Annotated in this window: 13 protein-coding genes; 4 read left to right on the top strand and 9 right to left on the bottom strand. The window is 70.5% G+C overall.

The window, feature by feature from the left end; translation table 11 throughout:
• Positions 1–22: 22 nt before the first annotated feature.
• From AB0I03_RS21785 to AB0I03_RS21775, 3 genes are all read left to right on the top strand, one after another.
• Positions 23–1,183, top strand: coding sequence for a nucleotide pyrophosphatase/phosphodiesterase family protein (locus AB0I03_RS21785; protein ID WP_360415617.1), 1,161 nt, complete (start codon positions 23–25; stop codon positions 1,181–1,183).
• Positions 1,184–1,340: 157 nt separating this feature from the next.
• Positions 1,341–2,585 carry a DNA polymerase IV gene (dinB, locus tag AB0I03_RS21780; RefSeq protein WP_360415615.1) on the top strand — a complete coding sequence of 415 codons (1,245 nt, stop codon included), beginning with the start codon at positions 1,341–1,343 and terminating at the stop codon, positions 2,583–2,585.
• A gap of 202 nt (positions 2,586–2,787) precedes the next feature.
• Positions 2,788–3,198 carry a DUF3040 domain-containing protein gene (locus tag AB0I03_RS21775; protein ID WP_360415613.1) on the top strand — a complete coding sequence of 137 codons (411 nt, stop codon included), beginning with the start codon at positions 2,788–2,790 and terminating at the stop codon, positions 3,196–3,198.
• Between the two features lie 116 nt (positions 3,199–3,314).
• On the opposite strand, the gene AB0I03_RS21770 is transcribed toward AB0I03_RS21775, so the two are convergent.
• Together AB0I03_RS21770 and lipA are read right to left on the bottom strand one after the other, a co-directional pair.
• Positions 3,315–4,010 carry a DUF4191 family protein gene (locus AB0I03_RS21770; RefSeq protein ID WP_360415611.1) on the bottom strand — a complete coding sequence of 232 codons (696 nt, stop codon included), beginning with the start codon at positions 4,008–4,010 and terminating at the stop codon, positions 3,315–3,317.
• A 98-nt stretch (positions 4,011–4,108) separates the two neighbouring features.
• A complete protein-coding gene (gene lipA, locus AB0I03_RS21765) occupies positions 4,109–5,059 on the bottom strand; it encodes a lipoyl synthase (protein WP_360415609.1) in 951 nt (316 codons plus the stop codon).
• 123 nt (positions 5,060–5,182) lie between these two features.
• Here lipA and AB0I03_RS21760 point away from each other — a divergent pair, with 123 nt between their 5' ends.
• Positions 5,183–6,031, top strand: coding sequence for a phosphoribosylaminoimidazolesuccinocarboxamide synthase (locus AB0I03_RS21760; RefSeq protein ID WP_360415607.1), 849 nt, complete (start codon positions 5,183–5,185; stop codon positions 6,029–6,031).
• 54 nt (positions 6,032–6,085) lie between these two features.
• Here AB0I03_RS21760 and AB0I03_RS21755 read toward each other — a convergent pair whose 3' ends face one another.
• From AB0I03_RS21755 to AB0I03_RS21725, 7 genes are all read right to left on the bottom strand, one after another.
• A complete protein-coding gene (locus tag AB0I03_RS21755) occupies positions 6,086–8,764 on the bottom strand; it encodes a Dyp-type peroxidase (RefSeq protein ID WP_360415605.1) in 2,679 nt (892 codons plus the stop codon).
• 112 nt (positions 8,765–8,876) lie between these two features.
• A complete protein-coding gene (locus AB0I03_RS21750) occupies positions 8,877–9,410 on the bottom strand; it encodes a hypothetical protein (RefSeq protein WP_360415603.1) in 534 nt (177 codons plus the stop codon).
• A gap of 80 nt (positions 9,411–9,490) precedes the next feature.
• On the bottom strand, positions 9,491–10,699 hold the full coding sequence (locus tag AB0I03_RS21745) for a DUF418 domain-containing protein (protein ID WP_360415601.1): 1,209 nt from the start codon (positions 10,697–10,699) through the stop codon (positions 9,491–9,493).
• Between the two features lie 240 nt (positions 10,700–10,939).
• On the bottom strand, positions 10,940–12,139 hold the full coding sequence (locus AB0I03_RS21740; protein ID WP_360415599.1) for a DUF418 domain-containing protein: 1,200 nt from the start codon (positions 12,137–12,139) through the stop codon (positions 10,940–10,942).
• 212 nt (positions 12,140–12,351) lie between these two features.
• The gene (locus AB0I03_RS21735; RefSeq protein WP_360415597.1) at positions 12,352–13,557 is read right to left on the bottom strand and encodes a DUF418 domain-containing protein; all 1,206 of its coding nucleotides are present in this window, start codon (positions 13,555–13,557) and stop codon (positions 12,352–12,354) included.
• Positions 13,558–13,862: 305 nt separating this feature from the next.
• On the bottom strand, positions 13,863–15,080 hold the full coding sequence (fabF, locus tag AB0I03_RS21730) for a beta-ketoacyl-ACP synthase II (RefSeq protein WP_360415595.1): 1,218 nt from the start codon (positions 15,078–15,080) through the stop codon (positions 13,863–13,865).
• Between the two features lie 2 nt (positions 15,081–15,082).
• A complete protein-coding gene (locus AB0I03_RS21725; RefSeq protein WP_030159099.1) occupies positions 15,083–15,319 on the bottom strand; it encodes an acyl carrier protein in 237 nt (78 codons plus the stop codon).

Below are 15,319 nucleotides of genomic sequence, written 5' to 3'. Positions count from 1 at the left end.
CGAAACCGGCTAGCCTCGGGCCATGCCCACGAGCTCGTACCTCACGGCGATGCGTCCCGCCTACGGCACCGGCACTCTCGCCGATGTCATGCCGACCGCCCTTGCGGCCCTGGGCATCCCCTCCCGCGGCGTGAACCTGCGCAGCGCCGAGCTCGACGGCGTGCGCCGCATCGCGGTGCTCCTCCTCGACGGCTTCGGCTTCCACCTCCTCGGCCAGGCCGCCCAGGCCAGCGACACCGTCGGCGCCATCCACCACGGCGAACTCGGCACCCTCACCCCGATCACCGCCACCGTCCCCTCCTCGACCCCGATCAGCCTCGCGTCCCTCGCGTGCGGGCTCCCGCCCGGCGAGCACGGCATCATCGGCTTCACCGTGCGCGTGCCCGACACCGGCGACCTGGTCACCCACATCCGCTGGGACGGCGCCCCCGACCCCGAGACGTGGCAGCCCGAGCCGACCTGCTTCGAGCAGGCCGACGCCCAGGGCGTGGCCTGCACCGTCGTCTCGAACGGGACCTTCCGCGACACCGGCCTGACCCGCGCGATCTACCGCGGCGCCGACTGGCTCCCCGCGATCGCCCCGCACGAGGTCGCCGAAGGGGTCCTGGCCGCGCTGGCGCGCGGGGACCGGAGCCTCGTGTACGCGTACCTGCCGGACGTGGACACCGCCGGGCACTTCCACGGGATCGGCTCGCCGCAGTGGCTCGAGGCGGTCGCGAAGGTGTCGGAGGCGATCGACGGGATCCTCACGGGCCTGCCGAGGGACGCGGCGCTGCTGGTGACGGCCGACCACGGCATGGTGAACATCACCGACCGGCTGCACCTGGACCGGCGGCCCGACCTGACGCACGGGGTCGAAGCGGTCGCGGGCGACGGGCGGATGCGGTACCTGTACGCCGCGCCGGGCGCGATCGAGGACGTGCGGCAGGCGTGGACGGCGGCGGTCGGCGAGCGCGCCGAGGTGATCGACAAGGACGAGGCGGTCGACCGCGGCTGGTTCGGCCCGAAGGTCACCGAATCGAGCCGCGAGCGCATCGGCGACCTGGTGGTGGCCTGCCGCGGCACGTTCGCGATCGTGGGCGTCGAAGGCGAGCCGCCGCACGTCGCGAGGCTCATCGGCCACCACGGCGGCCTCACCGCCGCGGAGATGGCGGTCCCGCTGTGGAGCTACCGCAACGGCTGAGCGCCTCGAATACAGGTCGAGTCCCGCGTCGGCGGGAACCGCGGCCTCGGAGTCGTGCACGTCGACATCGACGCCGGAACACCTCCACGTCGGTGGAGAGCGGGGCACCCAGCGCCAGGATCGACGGAATGTCGGCACCCGAGGATACGATTCGCCGGTGAACGGTGAGCTCAATCGCTTCATCGGGCCTGATCTGCCCGATGACGACCTGCCGATCCTCCATGTCGACATGGACGCGTTCTTCGCGTCCGTGGAGATCGCGCGCGACCCCTCGCTGCGCGGCAAGCCCGTGATCGTCGCCGGGCTCGGACCGCGCGGGGTCGTCGCCGCCGCCTCCTACGAGGCCCGCGAGTACGGCGTGCACTCGGCCCTGCCGACCGCGGTCGCGCGCCGCCGCTGCCCCCACGGCGTCTTCATCACGCCCACCACCTCGTACGGCGAGGTCTCGCGCGCGGTCATGGCGATCTTCCGCGAGTTCACGCCGCATGTGCAGCCGATCTCGGTCGACGAGGCGTTCCTCGACGTCGCGGGCGCGCGCCGCCTCATCGGCTCGCCGGTCGCGATCGCCCGCGCGATCCGCGAGCGCGTCCGCGCCGACCACGGCATCACCTGCACCGTGGGCATCGCCTCCACGAAGTTCCTCTCCAAGCTCGCGAGCGAGGCCTCCAAACCCGACGGCCTCGGCGTCGTGCCCGCCGCGACCGAGCTCGAGTTCCTGCACCGCCTGCCGATCCGCTCCGTGTGGGGCATCGGCGAGAAGACCGCCGAGAAGCTCACCCGGCTGGGCATGCGCACGGTCGGCGACCTCGCGCGCCTCGACGTCGACAGCCTCGCCTCCTCGGTGGGCACCGCCAGCGCCGAGCACCTGTACGCGCTGTCGCGGAACATCGACCCGCGGCCGGTGCAGCCCGAGCGGGTCGAGAAGTCGATCAGCAACGAGACGACGTTCGACCGCGACGCCCCGGACGGCGCGGTGTGGGGCCCGGTCCTGCTGGAGCTGTCGCGGAAGGTCGCGTCGCGGGCCCGCAAGGCGGGCTGGGCGGGGCGCGGCGTGACGGTGAAGATCCGCTTCGGGGACTTCCGCACGATCACGCGCTCGCGGATGCTGGCCGCGCCCACCGATGTCGGCCGCGAGATCTACGCCGCCGCAAGGGAACTGGCGGACGGTGCGGCGACGGCGCCGGTGCGGCTCATCGGGGTGAAGCTCGATCACCTGGTCGAGGCGGCCGCGGTGGGCCGGCAGGTGGCGCTCGGCGAGCCGGAGCACGGGTGGCGCGACATCGAGACCGTGATCGATGTGGCGAGCGCGAAATTCGGGAAGGGCGCGGTCCGGTCGGCGGGCCGGCTGGCGCGCCGTGACTCGCGTGTAGACACCCCGGAATCGGGGAACCCGGGGCGGTGAGTGCCGGGCCTCGGCGAAGCTTGCGAGCCGTGAATCGGTCCTGCACCGAGGCGCCCCCGGCCAGCTCGCGCATCCAGGCCAGAACGGACTGATTCAAGCACGAACTGCCTTCCGCCTCGGGCGAAAGCCTCGTAGACTTGGATGCAAGCAGTGGAGTCGCCGTGGCGGTGGCTCCGTCGAGCACTAGCGCAGGAGGAGTGTCGTGCCGCTCTCCGACCACGAACAACGTCTGTTCGAGCAAATCGAGCAGTCCTTGTCCGAAGACCCGCAGTTCGCCTCTGCTGTGCGCGCCCACGACCCGGCGCACGTGACCCGGCGCAGGCTCATCCTGGCCGGCATCGTCACCGTCCTCGGGATCGGCGTCGTCATCGGCTCCGTGATCGCAGGGGGCGACGCCGCCATGTTCGGCGCCCCGATCGGCGCGGTGCTCATGTTCGGCGGCCTGATCCTCGGTCTCTGGGCGCAGCGCCGCGGCACGAATGTGAAGCTGAAGGCGGTCGACGGCAAGGCCAGCCGACCTGTCGGCGGCTCGAAGTCCCCCAAGCCCGGTGGTTTCACCTCCCGCATGGAGGAGCGGTGGCGCCGCCGCCGCGACAACGGCGACATCTTCTGATCGACTTTCGCGTGCTGCGGCACGACCGGCAGCGCGAAAAACCGGCCCGGCGGGGGAGTTCCCCCGCCGGGCCGGTGCATGTGCAGCGGCGTTGCAGCGCCCGGGTGCGACCTGGCCTAGCGGCCGCGCAGCATGGCGCGGCGGGCGCCCTTGCCGGCGTTGGCGCTGGTCGGGATCGGGCCCTTCGGGATGGCCATGCCGATGCCGAGCGCGTCGAGGCGCTTGGCGATGTGGTTGGCGTCCTTGGAGTCGATGTTCTTGGGCAGCTTCATGAGGCGCTTGCGGACCTCGGTGACCGAGAAGTCGTCGTTGGCGGTCTCGCCGACGAGGAACGTGTAGATCGGGGTCGAGCCGACCACGCGCGAGATGCGCTTCTTCTCCTGGCCGAGGAGCTTGCGGACCTTGCCGCCGCCCTCGCCGAGGAGGACCACGCCGGCCTTGCCGACCGCGCGGTGCACCATCTGCGTCTCGGACAGGGCCGCGACGCCGGGGGTGACCTGCCAGCCGCGGATGCCGTCGATGAGCGCGTACGCCGCGCCCGGCTTGCCCACGGCCTCCTTGTTCACCACTTTGCTCGTGCGCATGTTGAGCACGATCAAGCCGGCCAGGAGCGCCACGAACACGGCGCTGACGTACCAGAGCAGCGAGAACTTCGCGAAGATCACCAGCGCGGTAATGATCACGAACGGCAGCAGGATCGCGGCGGCCTCCAGCGGCACGAACAGCTTGTCGCGCTGGTGCGTGAACTTGATCGCCATCCCGATGGTCTTCAGGCGCGACCCGAACGTCTCTTTTTCCTGCTGCTTTGCCATGTCGTCAATTCTAATGGGCGGTCGGGGACGTTCAGGACCGGGCCGATTCGCGGCCCGGGCGGATCTCGCCTGCGCCTCGCAGGCCTCGCCGAGACGGGCTAGTTCGCGGCGCCCTGGGTCTGCCGGGACCGGGCGTCGATCGCCTGCTGGTACAGGCGTCCGGCCCGGTACGAGGAGCGCACGAGCGGGCCGCTCATGACCCCGGCGAAGCCGATCTCCTCGGCTTCGGCGGTGAGCTCAACGAACTCCTCGGGTTTGACCCAGCGGTCCACCGGGTGGTGGCGCTTGGTCGGGCGCAGGTACTGGGTGATGGTGATGAGCTCGCAGCCCGCGGCGTGCAGGTCCTTGAGGGCCTGGGAGACCTCGTCGCGGGTCTCGCCCATGCCGAGGATGAGGTTCGACTTGGTGACCAGGCCGTCCTCGCGGGCCTTGGTGATGACCTCGAGGGACCGCTCGTAGCGGAACGCGGGCCGGATGCGCTTGAAGATGCGCGGCACGGTCTCGACGTTGTGCGCGAGCACCTCGGGGCGGGACGAGAATACCTCGGCGAGCTGCTCGGGGACCGCGTTGAAGTCGGGGATGAGGAGCTCGACGCCGCAGCCGGGGACGGCCGCGTGGATCCGGCGGACGGTCTCGGCGTAGAGCCAGGCGCCGCCGTCGTCGAGGTCGTCGCGGGCGACGCCGGTGATCGTGGCGTACTTCAGGCCCATGGTCTGCACCGACTCGGCGACCCGGCGGGGCTCGTCGCGGTCGAGCGCGTCGGGCTTGCCGGTGTCGATCTGGCAGAAGTCGCAGCGGCGGGTGCACTGGGAGCCGCCGATGAGGAACGTCGCCTCGCGGTCCTCCCAGCACTCGTAGATGTTGGGGCAACCGGCTTCTTGGCAGACCGTGTGCAGGCCTTCGCTCTTGACGAGGCTCCGCAGTTCGGTGTATTCCGGGCCGGTCTTGGCCTTGACCTTGATCCAGGAGGGTTTCTTCTCGATCGGGGTCTGGGCGTTGCGCACTTCGAGGCGCAGCATCCGGCGTCCTTCAGGCTGTACGGAAGTCACCGGCCCAGCCTACGCCGTGCCGGCGCCGGTCGGCAGGTGTCGCTGGGCACAGCGAGGGCTTCGATGAAACGTAGGATGACGTTCCCGCTGCTCTAATGGGGGCGAGCGAGTAGAGGAGCAACTGTGGAACTCATTCACCAGGGCAAGGTCCGCGACGTCTACGCCGACGGCGACGACCTGATCCTCGTCGCCTCCGACCGCGTGAGCGTCTACGACGTGGTCCTGCCGACGCCGATCCCCGGCAAGGGCGCGCTCCTCACCGCCCTGAGCCTCTGGTGGTTCGAGCAGCTCGCCGACATCGTCCCCAACCACGTGATCTCCGCCGAGGACGTGCCCGCGGAGTTCAGCGGGCGCGCGCTGCGCGTCAAGCGCCTCGAGATCCTCAAGGTCGAAGCGGTCGTGCGGGGCTACCTGACCGGCTCCGGCCTCGCCGAGTACGGCAAGACCGGCACCGTGTGCGGCAATGAGCTGCCCGAGGGCCTGGTCGACGGCTCGCGCCTGCCCGAACCGATCTACACCCCGACGACCAAGGCCGACATCGGCGACCACGACCTGCCGATGACCTACGAGGAGACCGTCGCGAAGCTCGGCCCCGACCTCGCCGCCCGCATCCGCGACCTCACCTTCGCCATCTACAAGACCGCTGCGCAGCGCGCCCTCGCCAAGGGCATCATCATCGCGGACACCAAGTTCGAGTTCGGGATCGACGCCGACGGCACGCTCCGCCTCGCCGACGAAGTGCTCACCTCCGACTCGTCCCGCTTCTGGGAGGCCGCGGCCTGGAAGCCCGGCCAGACCCAGCCGTCCTTCGACAAGCAGTACGTGCGCGACTGGGCCCGGTCCACCGGCTGGAAGCCCACCGGCGCCGACGCCGCCGCCGAGGCCCCCGAGATCCCGCAGGACGTCGCCGACGCGACCCTCGCCCGCTACATCGAGGCGTACGAACTCCTCACCGGCCGCACCTGGAGCTAGTGCCTGCGAAGTGCGGGCCGCCCTCGCGAACGGCCCGCACCGCCACCATCATCCTCAGGACTCGAACAGCCCCTGGCCGACATAGCCGCCTTCGGGCGCGCCCGGCGGGAGCACGAAGACCGCGCTGCCCTCGGCGGTGATGAACTCGTTCAACCGGTCCGAGGCCGCCATCTTCTCCTGCGTGTCGATGAACACCTGCGGGTCCGCCTGGAACGACGCGAACAGCAGCCCCGCGTCGTACGGGTGCTCGGCGTGCATGTGCCCGTCGAGGTGCCCGTCCGTCACCGCATCAGAACTCACGTCGCCCTGCGTCAGGAACCCGTAGTCGTAGTTGTAGCCGCGGCGCACCATCGCCGCGTCGTGCACGACCGCCACATGCGAGTCCGCCGGGACCGCTTGCAGCCCTGAGCTGTCGAGGACTTCGAAGTCCGGGTGGTCGAACTCGCCGCCGCCGCTCAGCGGCGCCCCCGAGTCCCGCTCGCGGCCGAACGTCAGGTTCTGGTCCTCCGCGGTGAGCATCGACCAGTCCGGCAGCCGCATCCGGATCTTGCGGAACACGAGGTACGTGCCGCCCTCGAACCACGACGGCTCCGCATCGACAGCCCACACGCGCTCGTCGAACAGCTCGGACCCGACCTGCGGATTCGCGCTGCCGTCCTTGAACCCCATGAGGTTGCGCGGTGTGCCGCCGTCCGGCGCCGACGAGAAGCCCTGCTGCACCCACCGCAGCCTGCCGCCCATGACCGCCCGCTTGCGCAACTCCAGGAACGCGTTGCTCACCACCTGCTGGTCGTCACCGCAGACCTGCAGGAACAGGTCCCCGCCCGACCAGGCGGGGTTGAGTTTGTCGCCGTCGAACTCGGGCAGCTCTGCCAGCTTCGACGGCTGCACCGACTCGAGTCCCGCTTTCGCGAACGCGCCCGGGCCGATCCCGAACGTCACCGTGAGCCGCGCCGGGTCCAGGCCCGCCGCCACGGCTTCGGCGTCGAACTGGTCGTCCCCGTCGATCGGCGCCTTCGGCGGCGCCTCACCGGCGGCGAGCGCCGCGGCCACCGCCGACCAGTCCTGCAGCAGCGCTTGCAGATTCGCCGCGACCGCCGTGGTCTCCAGCGCCGCACCCGTCCCCAGTGCGGTCACGGACAGGTCGAACGCCGCGAACAGCGCGTGCCGCTGCGCAGGCGTCTCGATCCCCGCCTGCCTGGCCCCGTAGAACGGCTCCGTGCCGGAGTGGTCGTGCCCGGCCTCGCCGCCGTCCTCATGCCCGCGGCGCTCGCCGATCGCGGCGCCCACCCCCGCGCCGACGGCCGCCGTGATGGTCGCCGCCGCCAGCGCGGTACGCCTCGTGACGACCGCCTCGCCGTGCTCGTTCTCCTTGGGCGGCTTACGGAACCGCATCCACAACCCGACGAGCACATCGACCGCGACGAACGCCGCCAGCGAGATCCCCAGGAGCGGGAAGAACCAGCCGACCCCGGCCGCGACCGCGACGATCACCGCGATGAGCCACCACGGCAGCCCGCGCAGACCCCCGCGCGGGTACGGGCGGCCCACACGGCCGCCCTTGGGGCGGCGTTGCCACCACATCCGGTAGCCCCACACGATCAAGAGCACGAACGCGAGCATCGCCGCGGCGAGGATCACCTGGTTCGCCAGGCCGAACAGCAGGCCCATGTGCGCGGCGATGACCACGTTCGTCACCTGCGCCATGACCGGCCAGTCCCTGAACCGCAGCTCCTCGGTCACCTCGGGAGCGCCCGAACCGGTATCGACGATGAGCTGGTCCTGCCGCAGCGGGATCGACCGCTGCTGCTCGTTGACCAGGTACTGGGTGCTCGAACCGCTCGGCAGCGTGATCTGCATCGGGTCGCTCGCACCCGCGTCGAGCGCGGACCGGTACACCGCGTCGAGCAGCGCCACCGCGAACGGCGAAGCGCCCGCGGCGCCCGAGTGGTCGTGCGCCGCATGGTCGCCGCCGCTCGCACCCGAGTCCACGGCCAGCGCCGGGGTGCTCCAGCTCAGCGCCGCCCGCATCTCGCTGACGTTCTCGCCCGCGTACCGCGACCAGGTCACGCCGGTGACCGACAGGAACACGAGGACCGCGACCAGCCACAGCCCGACCGGGCCGTGCCACGCGAGGGTCCTCCCACGGCCCGACCCGCTCGGCTTCGGCCGCCAGAAGCCGCCTGCGCGGCGCTTGCGGGCGATCCAGAGCACCAGGCCGCCGAGCGCGACCACCCACAGCCAGCTGGCCGCGAGTTCACTGTAGAGCCGCCCCGGCTCGCCCAGGTGCAGGCTCCGGTGCAGCGTCGAGACCCACTCGCGCACCGGCCCGGCCTGCGAGGACCCGTACGAGGTCGAGTCGCCGAGCACCGTGCCCGTGTAGGGGTCCACGTAGACCACGGCGGACGCACCGGACTCGCGGACCACCCCGTCATCGACCAGGACCGCCGTGGAGGCGTCCTCGCCGGCGGCGGGGCGCACCGCCGTCACGGTCCAGTCCGGATGCGCCGCGGTGACGGCCTCGACCTGATCGACGAGGCTCACGTGCTCCCCGCCGGGCTCGACCGTGCGCAGATCCTGGTATCGCACGTCTTCCACGGCGTAGGACAACGCGTAGGCCAAGCCGGTCACGGCCGCGACCAGCAGGAACGGGGCGATGAGTATCCCGGCGTAGAAATGCAGCCGGAGCAGCAGCTGCCTCAGGGCAGCCGAAATCTTGGGTTCGTCTGACATGGTTCGCTTTCTGAGCAGCCCGGGGTGCGAGCGGTCGCACCGCTCGTGAGCCGTCGACACGGCGTCCCGCGGGCAGGATTCAGCGTCGAAGAACGCTGGGGGACAAGGGGACTCAGGAAACAGCGAACCGCGGTGGACCGCGGTGGGAGATCTGCGTGCGCACCTCCGGCACCGGGCGCGGCGGCTGCGTCCGCAGCACGAACCGGTGCGGCCGGATAACGACGAGCGCGCCCGCGCCGAGCACGCGGACCACGCGCGCGAAGAGCAGCGTCAGCGCGTCGAGCAGCGTCGCGAACGCGGCGTCGCCGCGCGCCAGCCACGACGCCTGCACCAGGGCGGCCGCGATGTGCACCAGCCACATGCTCAGGCCCGCGCCGTGCGCGTGGCCCACGGCGGCGACCGCGCCCAGCTCGAAGAACTCGTGCAGCCCGAACTGGGCCGCGAGGCACAGCGGCGCGAGTGCGAGGAAGCCGCGCTGGCGTCCGCCGATGCCGTAGGCGGCGGCGAAGAGCAGGGCGACGGCGGCGGCGAACTGGAGCCGGCCTGGCGCGTGCCCGCCGCTCCACAGGTGCAGCAGCAGTGAGGCGGACGCCGAGACGGCGGCGAACACGGCGGCCCGCAGCAGTCGGAACGGAGTCTGTCTCACTTGCACAGGCGTATTGTGGCACGGCGCCGGACACGCGAGCACCCCCGCGTCAGGCATCCGACACGGGGGTGTCCAGAGTGCTAGGCCCGCTTGGGGCCGTACGTGAGGCGGCGCAGCAGGACCTCGAACGGCCCGCGCTTCCCGGCCTTGTCGAGCGCGACGGCGACGGCCACGGTGCACAGCCATGTCCCGAACGCGACGCCGAACGCGGTCAGGTAGCCGATGTCCTCGCCGAGGCCGAAGCCCCACACGGTGAGCAGCGGCGCCATGATGACCGACTGCAGCAGGTAGCAGGTGAGCGACCGCTCCCCGACCGCCGCCAGCACGCCCGGAACGCCCCGGCGGCCGTAGCCGCGCAGCTTGTGCGCGAGGAGCGCGAACCCGCAGATGTAGCCGAGGCCGGCGTACATGCCGCCGAGCAGCGTCAGGTAGGTGGCGGCGATGAAGACCGCGGGCGAGGGCTCCCAGGCGCCGAGGGCGGTGAGCGCGTACGGCAGCGAGCTGAGCACGTTCACGATCATGCCGGTGATGAAGACCGTCTTGAGCTGCGGCAGGTGCTCGGACGGGCGGTCGATCCAGCCCGAGCGCTGCAGCATCATGCCGGCGGCGACGAGCGGGATGAACATGGCCAGCAGGACGCTGACGACGTCGAGACTGACCGACAGGATCGCGCCCATGAGCATCTGGCCCACGTACGGCGGGACGCCGTCGATCGCCATCGGTTCGCCGCCTTCGCCGCCGCCGCTGAAGAGCAGGCCCAAGACCGGGAGCCCGATGACGACGAGGTAGAGCGAGGACCACACCAGCCACCGCTTGAGGGCCTTGTCGGAGAGGTGCACGAAGAACAGCGCGACCAGGCCGGCCGCGCCGTACGGGGCGAGGATGTCGCCGACGAACAGGAACGTCGCGTGCACGAAGCCGAAGGCGATGAGCCACCATGAGCGGCGGCGCAGGACCTTGCGGACGGCCTTCGCGTCCAGGCCGCGTGCGAACATGCGCGAGGCCATGACGGCGATCCCGAAGCCGTACAGGATCGCGAACATCGGCCGGGACCGCTCGGCGATCACCAGCTGCTCGATGAACAGCGCGACGTGGTCGGCGGCGGACTGCCCGGTGAAGTGGCCGTACCTGTCGGAGGCCATGCCCCACATGTGGACCGGGACGTTCGCCAGGGCGATGAACAGCAGCATCCCGCCGCGGGCGATGTCGGGCGCGAGCGAGCGTTCGGCCTTGGCGATCGGGGCGGGCGCGGCCGGTGGACCGGCGGTGGTGAGCGGGGTGGCGGTCACGAGTCTCCTTCGGACGTGTCACGGGTGTGTCGCGGGTTTCCGCGCGCAGTCGGGGAAATCGCGTGTCCCTGACGGTAATGCCGTTGCCGCGCGGGCACTGCCGCCCGCGGTACCTGCTTCGTCCCCCCGGGGCACTATCCCTCCCGGCAGCGTCGTACCGGGGGAGGACGACTTTCGTCGACCGCGTCCGGACACGGCGCCGCCCCCCGCGCCATGCGGCACGGGGGGCGGGTGCTTCTTTCAGGACTTCTTGGGGCCGTAGGTGAGTCGGCGCAGCAGGACCTCGAACGGGCCGCGCTTGCCGGCCTTGTCGAGCGCGACCGCGACGAGGATCGTGACGAGCCAGGTCCCGAACGCCACCCCGAACGCGGTGAGGTAGCCGATGTCCTCGCCGAGGCCGAAGCCCCACACGGTGAGCAGCGGGGCCATGATGATCGACTGCAGCAGGTAGCAGGTGAGCGACCGCTCGCCGACGGCGGCGAGCGCCCCGGGGACGCCCCGGCGGCCGTAGCCGCGCAGCTTGTGGGCCAGGAGTGCGAACCCGCAGATGTAGCCGAGCCCGGCGTACATGCCGCCCAGGAGCGTCAGGTAGATCGAGCCGACGAACAGCGGCGTCGAGGGTTCCCAGGCGCCGAGGGAGAGCAGCGCGTACGGCAGCGAGCTGAGGACGTTCACGATCATGCCGGTGATGAAGACCTTCTTGAGCTGCGGCAGGTGCTCGGAAGGATGGTCGATCCAGCCCGAGCGCTGCAGCATCATCCCGATCGCCACGAGCGGGAGGAACAGCGCCAGCATGAGGCAGAGGACGTTGAAAGCGGGCGATATGACGGCGCCCGTGATCATCTGCAGGAGGTACGGCGGCATGTCGCTCGTCGTCGTCGGGGGCGGGCTGCTGTAGATGAACGCGAAGACCGGGAGCCCGATGACGACGAGATAGGCCATGGAGCCCCACAGCCACTTCTTGAGCGCCTTGTCCGAGAGGTGGACGAAGAACAGCGCGATGAGGCCGGTGGCGCCGTAGGGCGCGAGGATGTCGCCCCAGAAGAGGAAGACGGCGTGCAAGAAGCCGAAGGCGATGAGCCACCACGAGCGGCGGCGCAGGATTTTGCGGACACCTTTGGCGTCCAGACCGCGTGCGAACATGCGCGAGGCCATGACGGCGATCCCGAAGCCGTACAGGATCGCGAACATCGGCCGGGAGCGCTCGGCGATCACGAGTTGCTCGATGAAGAGCGCGACATGGTCGGCCGAGGACTGACCGGTGAAGTGGTTGTACTGGTCGGTCGTCATGCCCCACATGTGCAGTGGCACGTTGGCGAGGGCGATGAACAGCAGCATCCCGCCGCGGGCGATGTCGGGCGCGAGCGAGCGTTCGGCCTTGGAGATCGAGGCGGGCGGACCCGGTGGACCGGAGGTGGTGAGGGGGGAGGCGGTGGACACGACGGGCTCCTTTGTGGTCGTGACGGACTTGCGGTGGCTTCCGGCTCCAGTCTAAAGAATTCGCGTGCGCTTCACGGTAACGCCGGATCCCGCCGGTGCCGGCCGCCCGCGGTACGTGTTTTGAGGCCGTAGTGCGCGTCGTGCCATGGGAGGGAGACCGCGTCCGGACACGGCGGTGCCCCTCGCCGAGCGGCGGGGGGCACCGCCGTGTTTCAGGCCTTCTTGGGGCCGTAGGTGAGTCGGCGCAGCAGGACCTCGAACGGGCCGCGCCTGCCGGCCTTGTCGAGCGCCACGGCGACGGCCACTGTGCACAGCCAGGTGCCGAACGCGACGCCGAACGCCGCGAGGTACCCCAGGTCCTCGCCGAGGCCGAAGCCCCAGACGGTGAGGAGCGGGGCCATGATGATCGACTGCAGCAGGTAGCAGGTGAGCGACCGCTCGCCGACCGCCGCCAGCGCCCCCGGGACGCCCCGGCGGCCGAAGCCGCGGAGCTTGTACGCGAGGAGCGCGAAGCCGCAGATGTAGCCGATCCCGGCGTAGAGGCCGCCGAGGAGCGTCAGGTAGACCGAGCCGACCCACAATGCAGTCGAAGGCTCCCAGGCGCCGAGTCCGATGAGCGCCACGGGAAGCGAGGTGAGGACGTTCACGATCATGCCGGAGAGGAAGACCTTCTTCAGCTGCGGCAGATGGGCTTCGGGGCGTTCGATCCAGCCGGCGCGGTGGAGCATCATGCCCGCGATGATCAGCGGGAAGAACGTACCGGTGACGGTGATGCCGAGGACGCCCGTGGGAGAGGCGATCGCGCCGACCAGCATCTGGTCGAGGTACGGCGGGAGGTCGAACGACGGCGGCCTGCCGCTGCTGGTGAAGAAGAACGCCATGACCGCGTTGCCGATGAGCACGACGTACGCGATGGAACCCCAGAGCCACTGCTTGAGCGACTTGTCGGAGAGGTGCACGAAGAACAGGGCGATCAGGCCCATCGCGCCGTACGGGGCGAGGATGTCGCCGAAGAACAGGAAGACGGAGTGGAGGAGGCCGAAGGCCAGGAGCCACCACGAGCGGCGGCGGAGGATCTTGCGGACGCCCTTCGTCTCGATGCCGCGCGCGAACATGCGCGAGGCCATGATCGCGATGCCGAACCCGTAGAGGACGGCGAACATCGGGCGGGAGCGCTCGGCGATGAGGAGCTGCTCGATGAAGTAGGCGATGTGATCGGCCGTCGACTGCCCGGTGTTGTGGTTGTACCGGTCGAGGCTCATGCCCCACAGGTGGACCGGGACGTTGGCGAGGGCGATGAACAGGAGCATGAAGCCGCGCGCGATGTCGGGCGCGAGCGAGCGCTCGGCTTTCGCGATCGGCGCTGGCGCCAGGGGCGGCGCGGGTGGATCGGCGGTGGCGTTGGGTGCGGTGGTCACGACGGGCTCCCTCACGGGGTGGGTACAAGGGTGTGGGTTTCTTTGTCAGCCTAGGGATATCGACGCTGGAACGCGGTAGTGCAGGCCCCCTTCCGGCACTGCGGCCAGCGGTACCTGAGACGAGAGTCGGCAGTATCCGAGACGGACTCGGGTTAGGGAAAGTGTCGTACCTCCTGCGTATTTTTGATCCAGGGGTCCCTCTTGTGTCCGTTTTGCCATAGACGCTCCGAGGCGCTCCCGGACACTCCCGAAGATGCAAAAGAGCCCCGCCGCAATCGCGGCAGGGCTCCCTTGCGTTGTGTCGCTTAAGGCTTCGTGAACAGAAGCGCCGCGTTGTGGCCGCCGAAGCCGAAGGCCGTGTTGAGCGCGGCGTTCAGCTCCACCTTGCGGGCCTCGTTCGCCGCGACGTCCAGGTCCAGGCCCGGGTCGGGGTTCTCGAGGTTGATCGTCGGGGGGATGACCCCTTCGACGATCGCCAGGATCGCCGCGATCGACTCGACCGCGCCCGCGCCGCCGAGCAGGTGCCCGGTCATCGACTTGGTCGCGGTGAGCACCACGTGGTCGCCCACGACGCGCTTGATGCCCTTGATCTCCGCCATGTCGCCGACCGGGGTGGACGTCGCATGGGCGTTGACGTGGCCGATCTCCTTGGGGTCGATGCCGGCCTGCTTGATCGCCGCCGCCATCGCCCGGCCCCCGCCCCGGCACTCCGGGTCGGGCTGGACGATGTCGTACCCGTCGGAGGTCAGGCCGGAGCCCGCCACGACGGCGTAGATCCTCGCCCCGCGCGCCTCGGCGTGGTCGCGGCGCTCCAGGATCAGCGCGCCGGAGCCTTCGCCCATGACGAACCCGTCGCGGTCGCGGTCCCAGGGACGGGAGGCGTGCGTCGGGTCGTCGTTGCGGGTCGACATGGCCTTCATCGAGGAGAACCCGGCCATCGGCAGGCCGCCGATGACCGCCTCCGCGCCGCCCGCCACGACCACGTCGGCACGGCCGAGGCGGATCATGTCGGCGGCCGCGGAGATCGCCTCAGCAGAGGTGGCGCACGCGCTGGTGGGGGCGTGCACGCCGGCCTGGGCGCCGAATTCCAGGCCGACCACGGCCGCGGGGCCGTTGGGCATGAGCATGGGCACGGTGAACGGAGAGACCTTGCGCGGGCCGCTCTGCTCCAGGATGTCGTCCTGGGCGAGGAGGGTCAGCGCCCCGCCGATGCCGGATCCGAAGACGACGCCCAAGCGTTCCTTGTCGAGGTCGTCGTTCAGCCCCGCGTCGTCCCACGCCTGCTGAGCCGCGACGAGCGCGATCTGCTCGGAGCGGTCGAGTCGGCGCAGCCGGACCCGGGGCAGGACCTCGGAGGGTTCCACTGCCAGCTCGGCGGCGATACGGCAGGGGAGTTCCTGTGCCCATTCGTGCTCGAGCAGGTGGACCCCCGACCGTCCGGCCACGAGTGCTTCCCAGGTCGAGGCCACGTCGCCCCCGAGGGGGGTGGTCGCGCCGAGCCCGGTGACGACTACCTCAGTCACATTTAGCCCTTTTCGATGTAGGAGACGGCGTCGCCGACGGTCTTGAGGTTGGCGACCTCGTCATCGGGGATCTTCACGCCGAACTTCTCTTCGGCGGCGACGACGACCTCGACCATGGCGAGCGAGTCGACGTCCAGGTCGTCGGTGAACGACTTGCCGTCGGCGACATCGTCGGGGTTGACGCCCGCGACCTCTTCGAGAATGTCGGACAGGCCTTCGCGGATCTCGTCACGAGACAG

Origin of the sequence: Glycomyces sp. NPDC021274, from assembly GCF_040641195.1 — a bacterium.
Classification (GTDB): domain Bacteria; phylum Actinomycetota; class Actinomycetes; order Mycobacteriales; family Micromonosporaceae; genus Glycomyces.
This window is presented reverse-complemented; position numbering and strand designations above follow the sequence as displayed.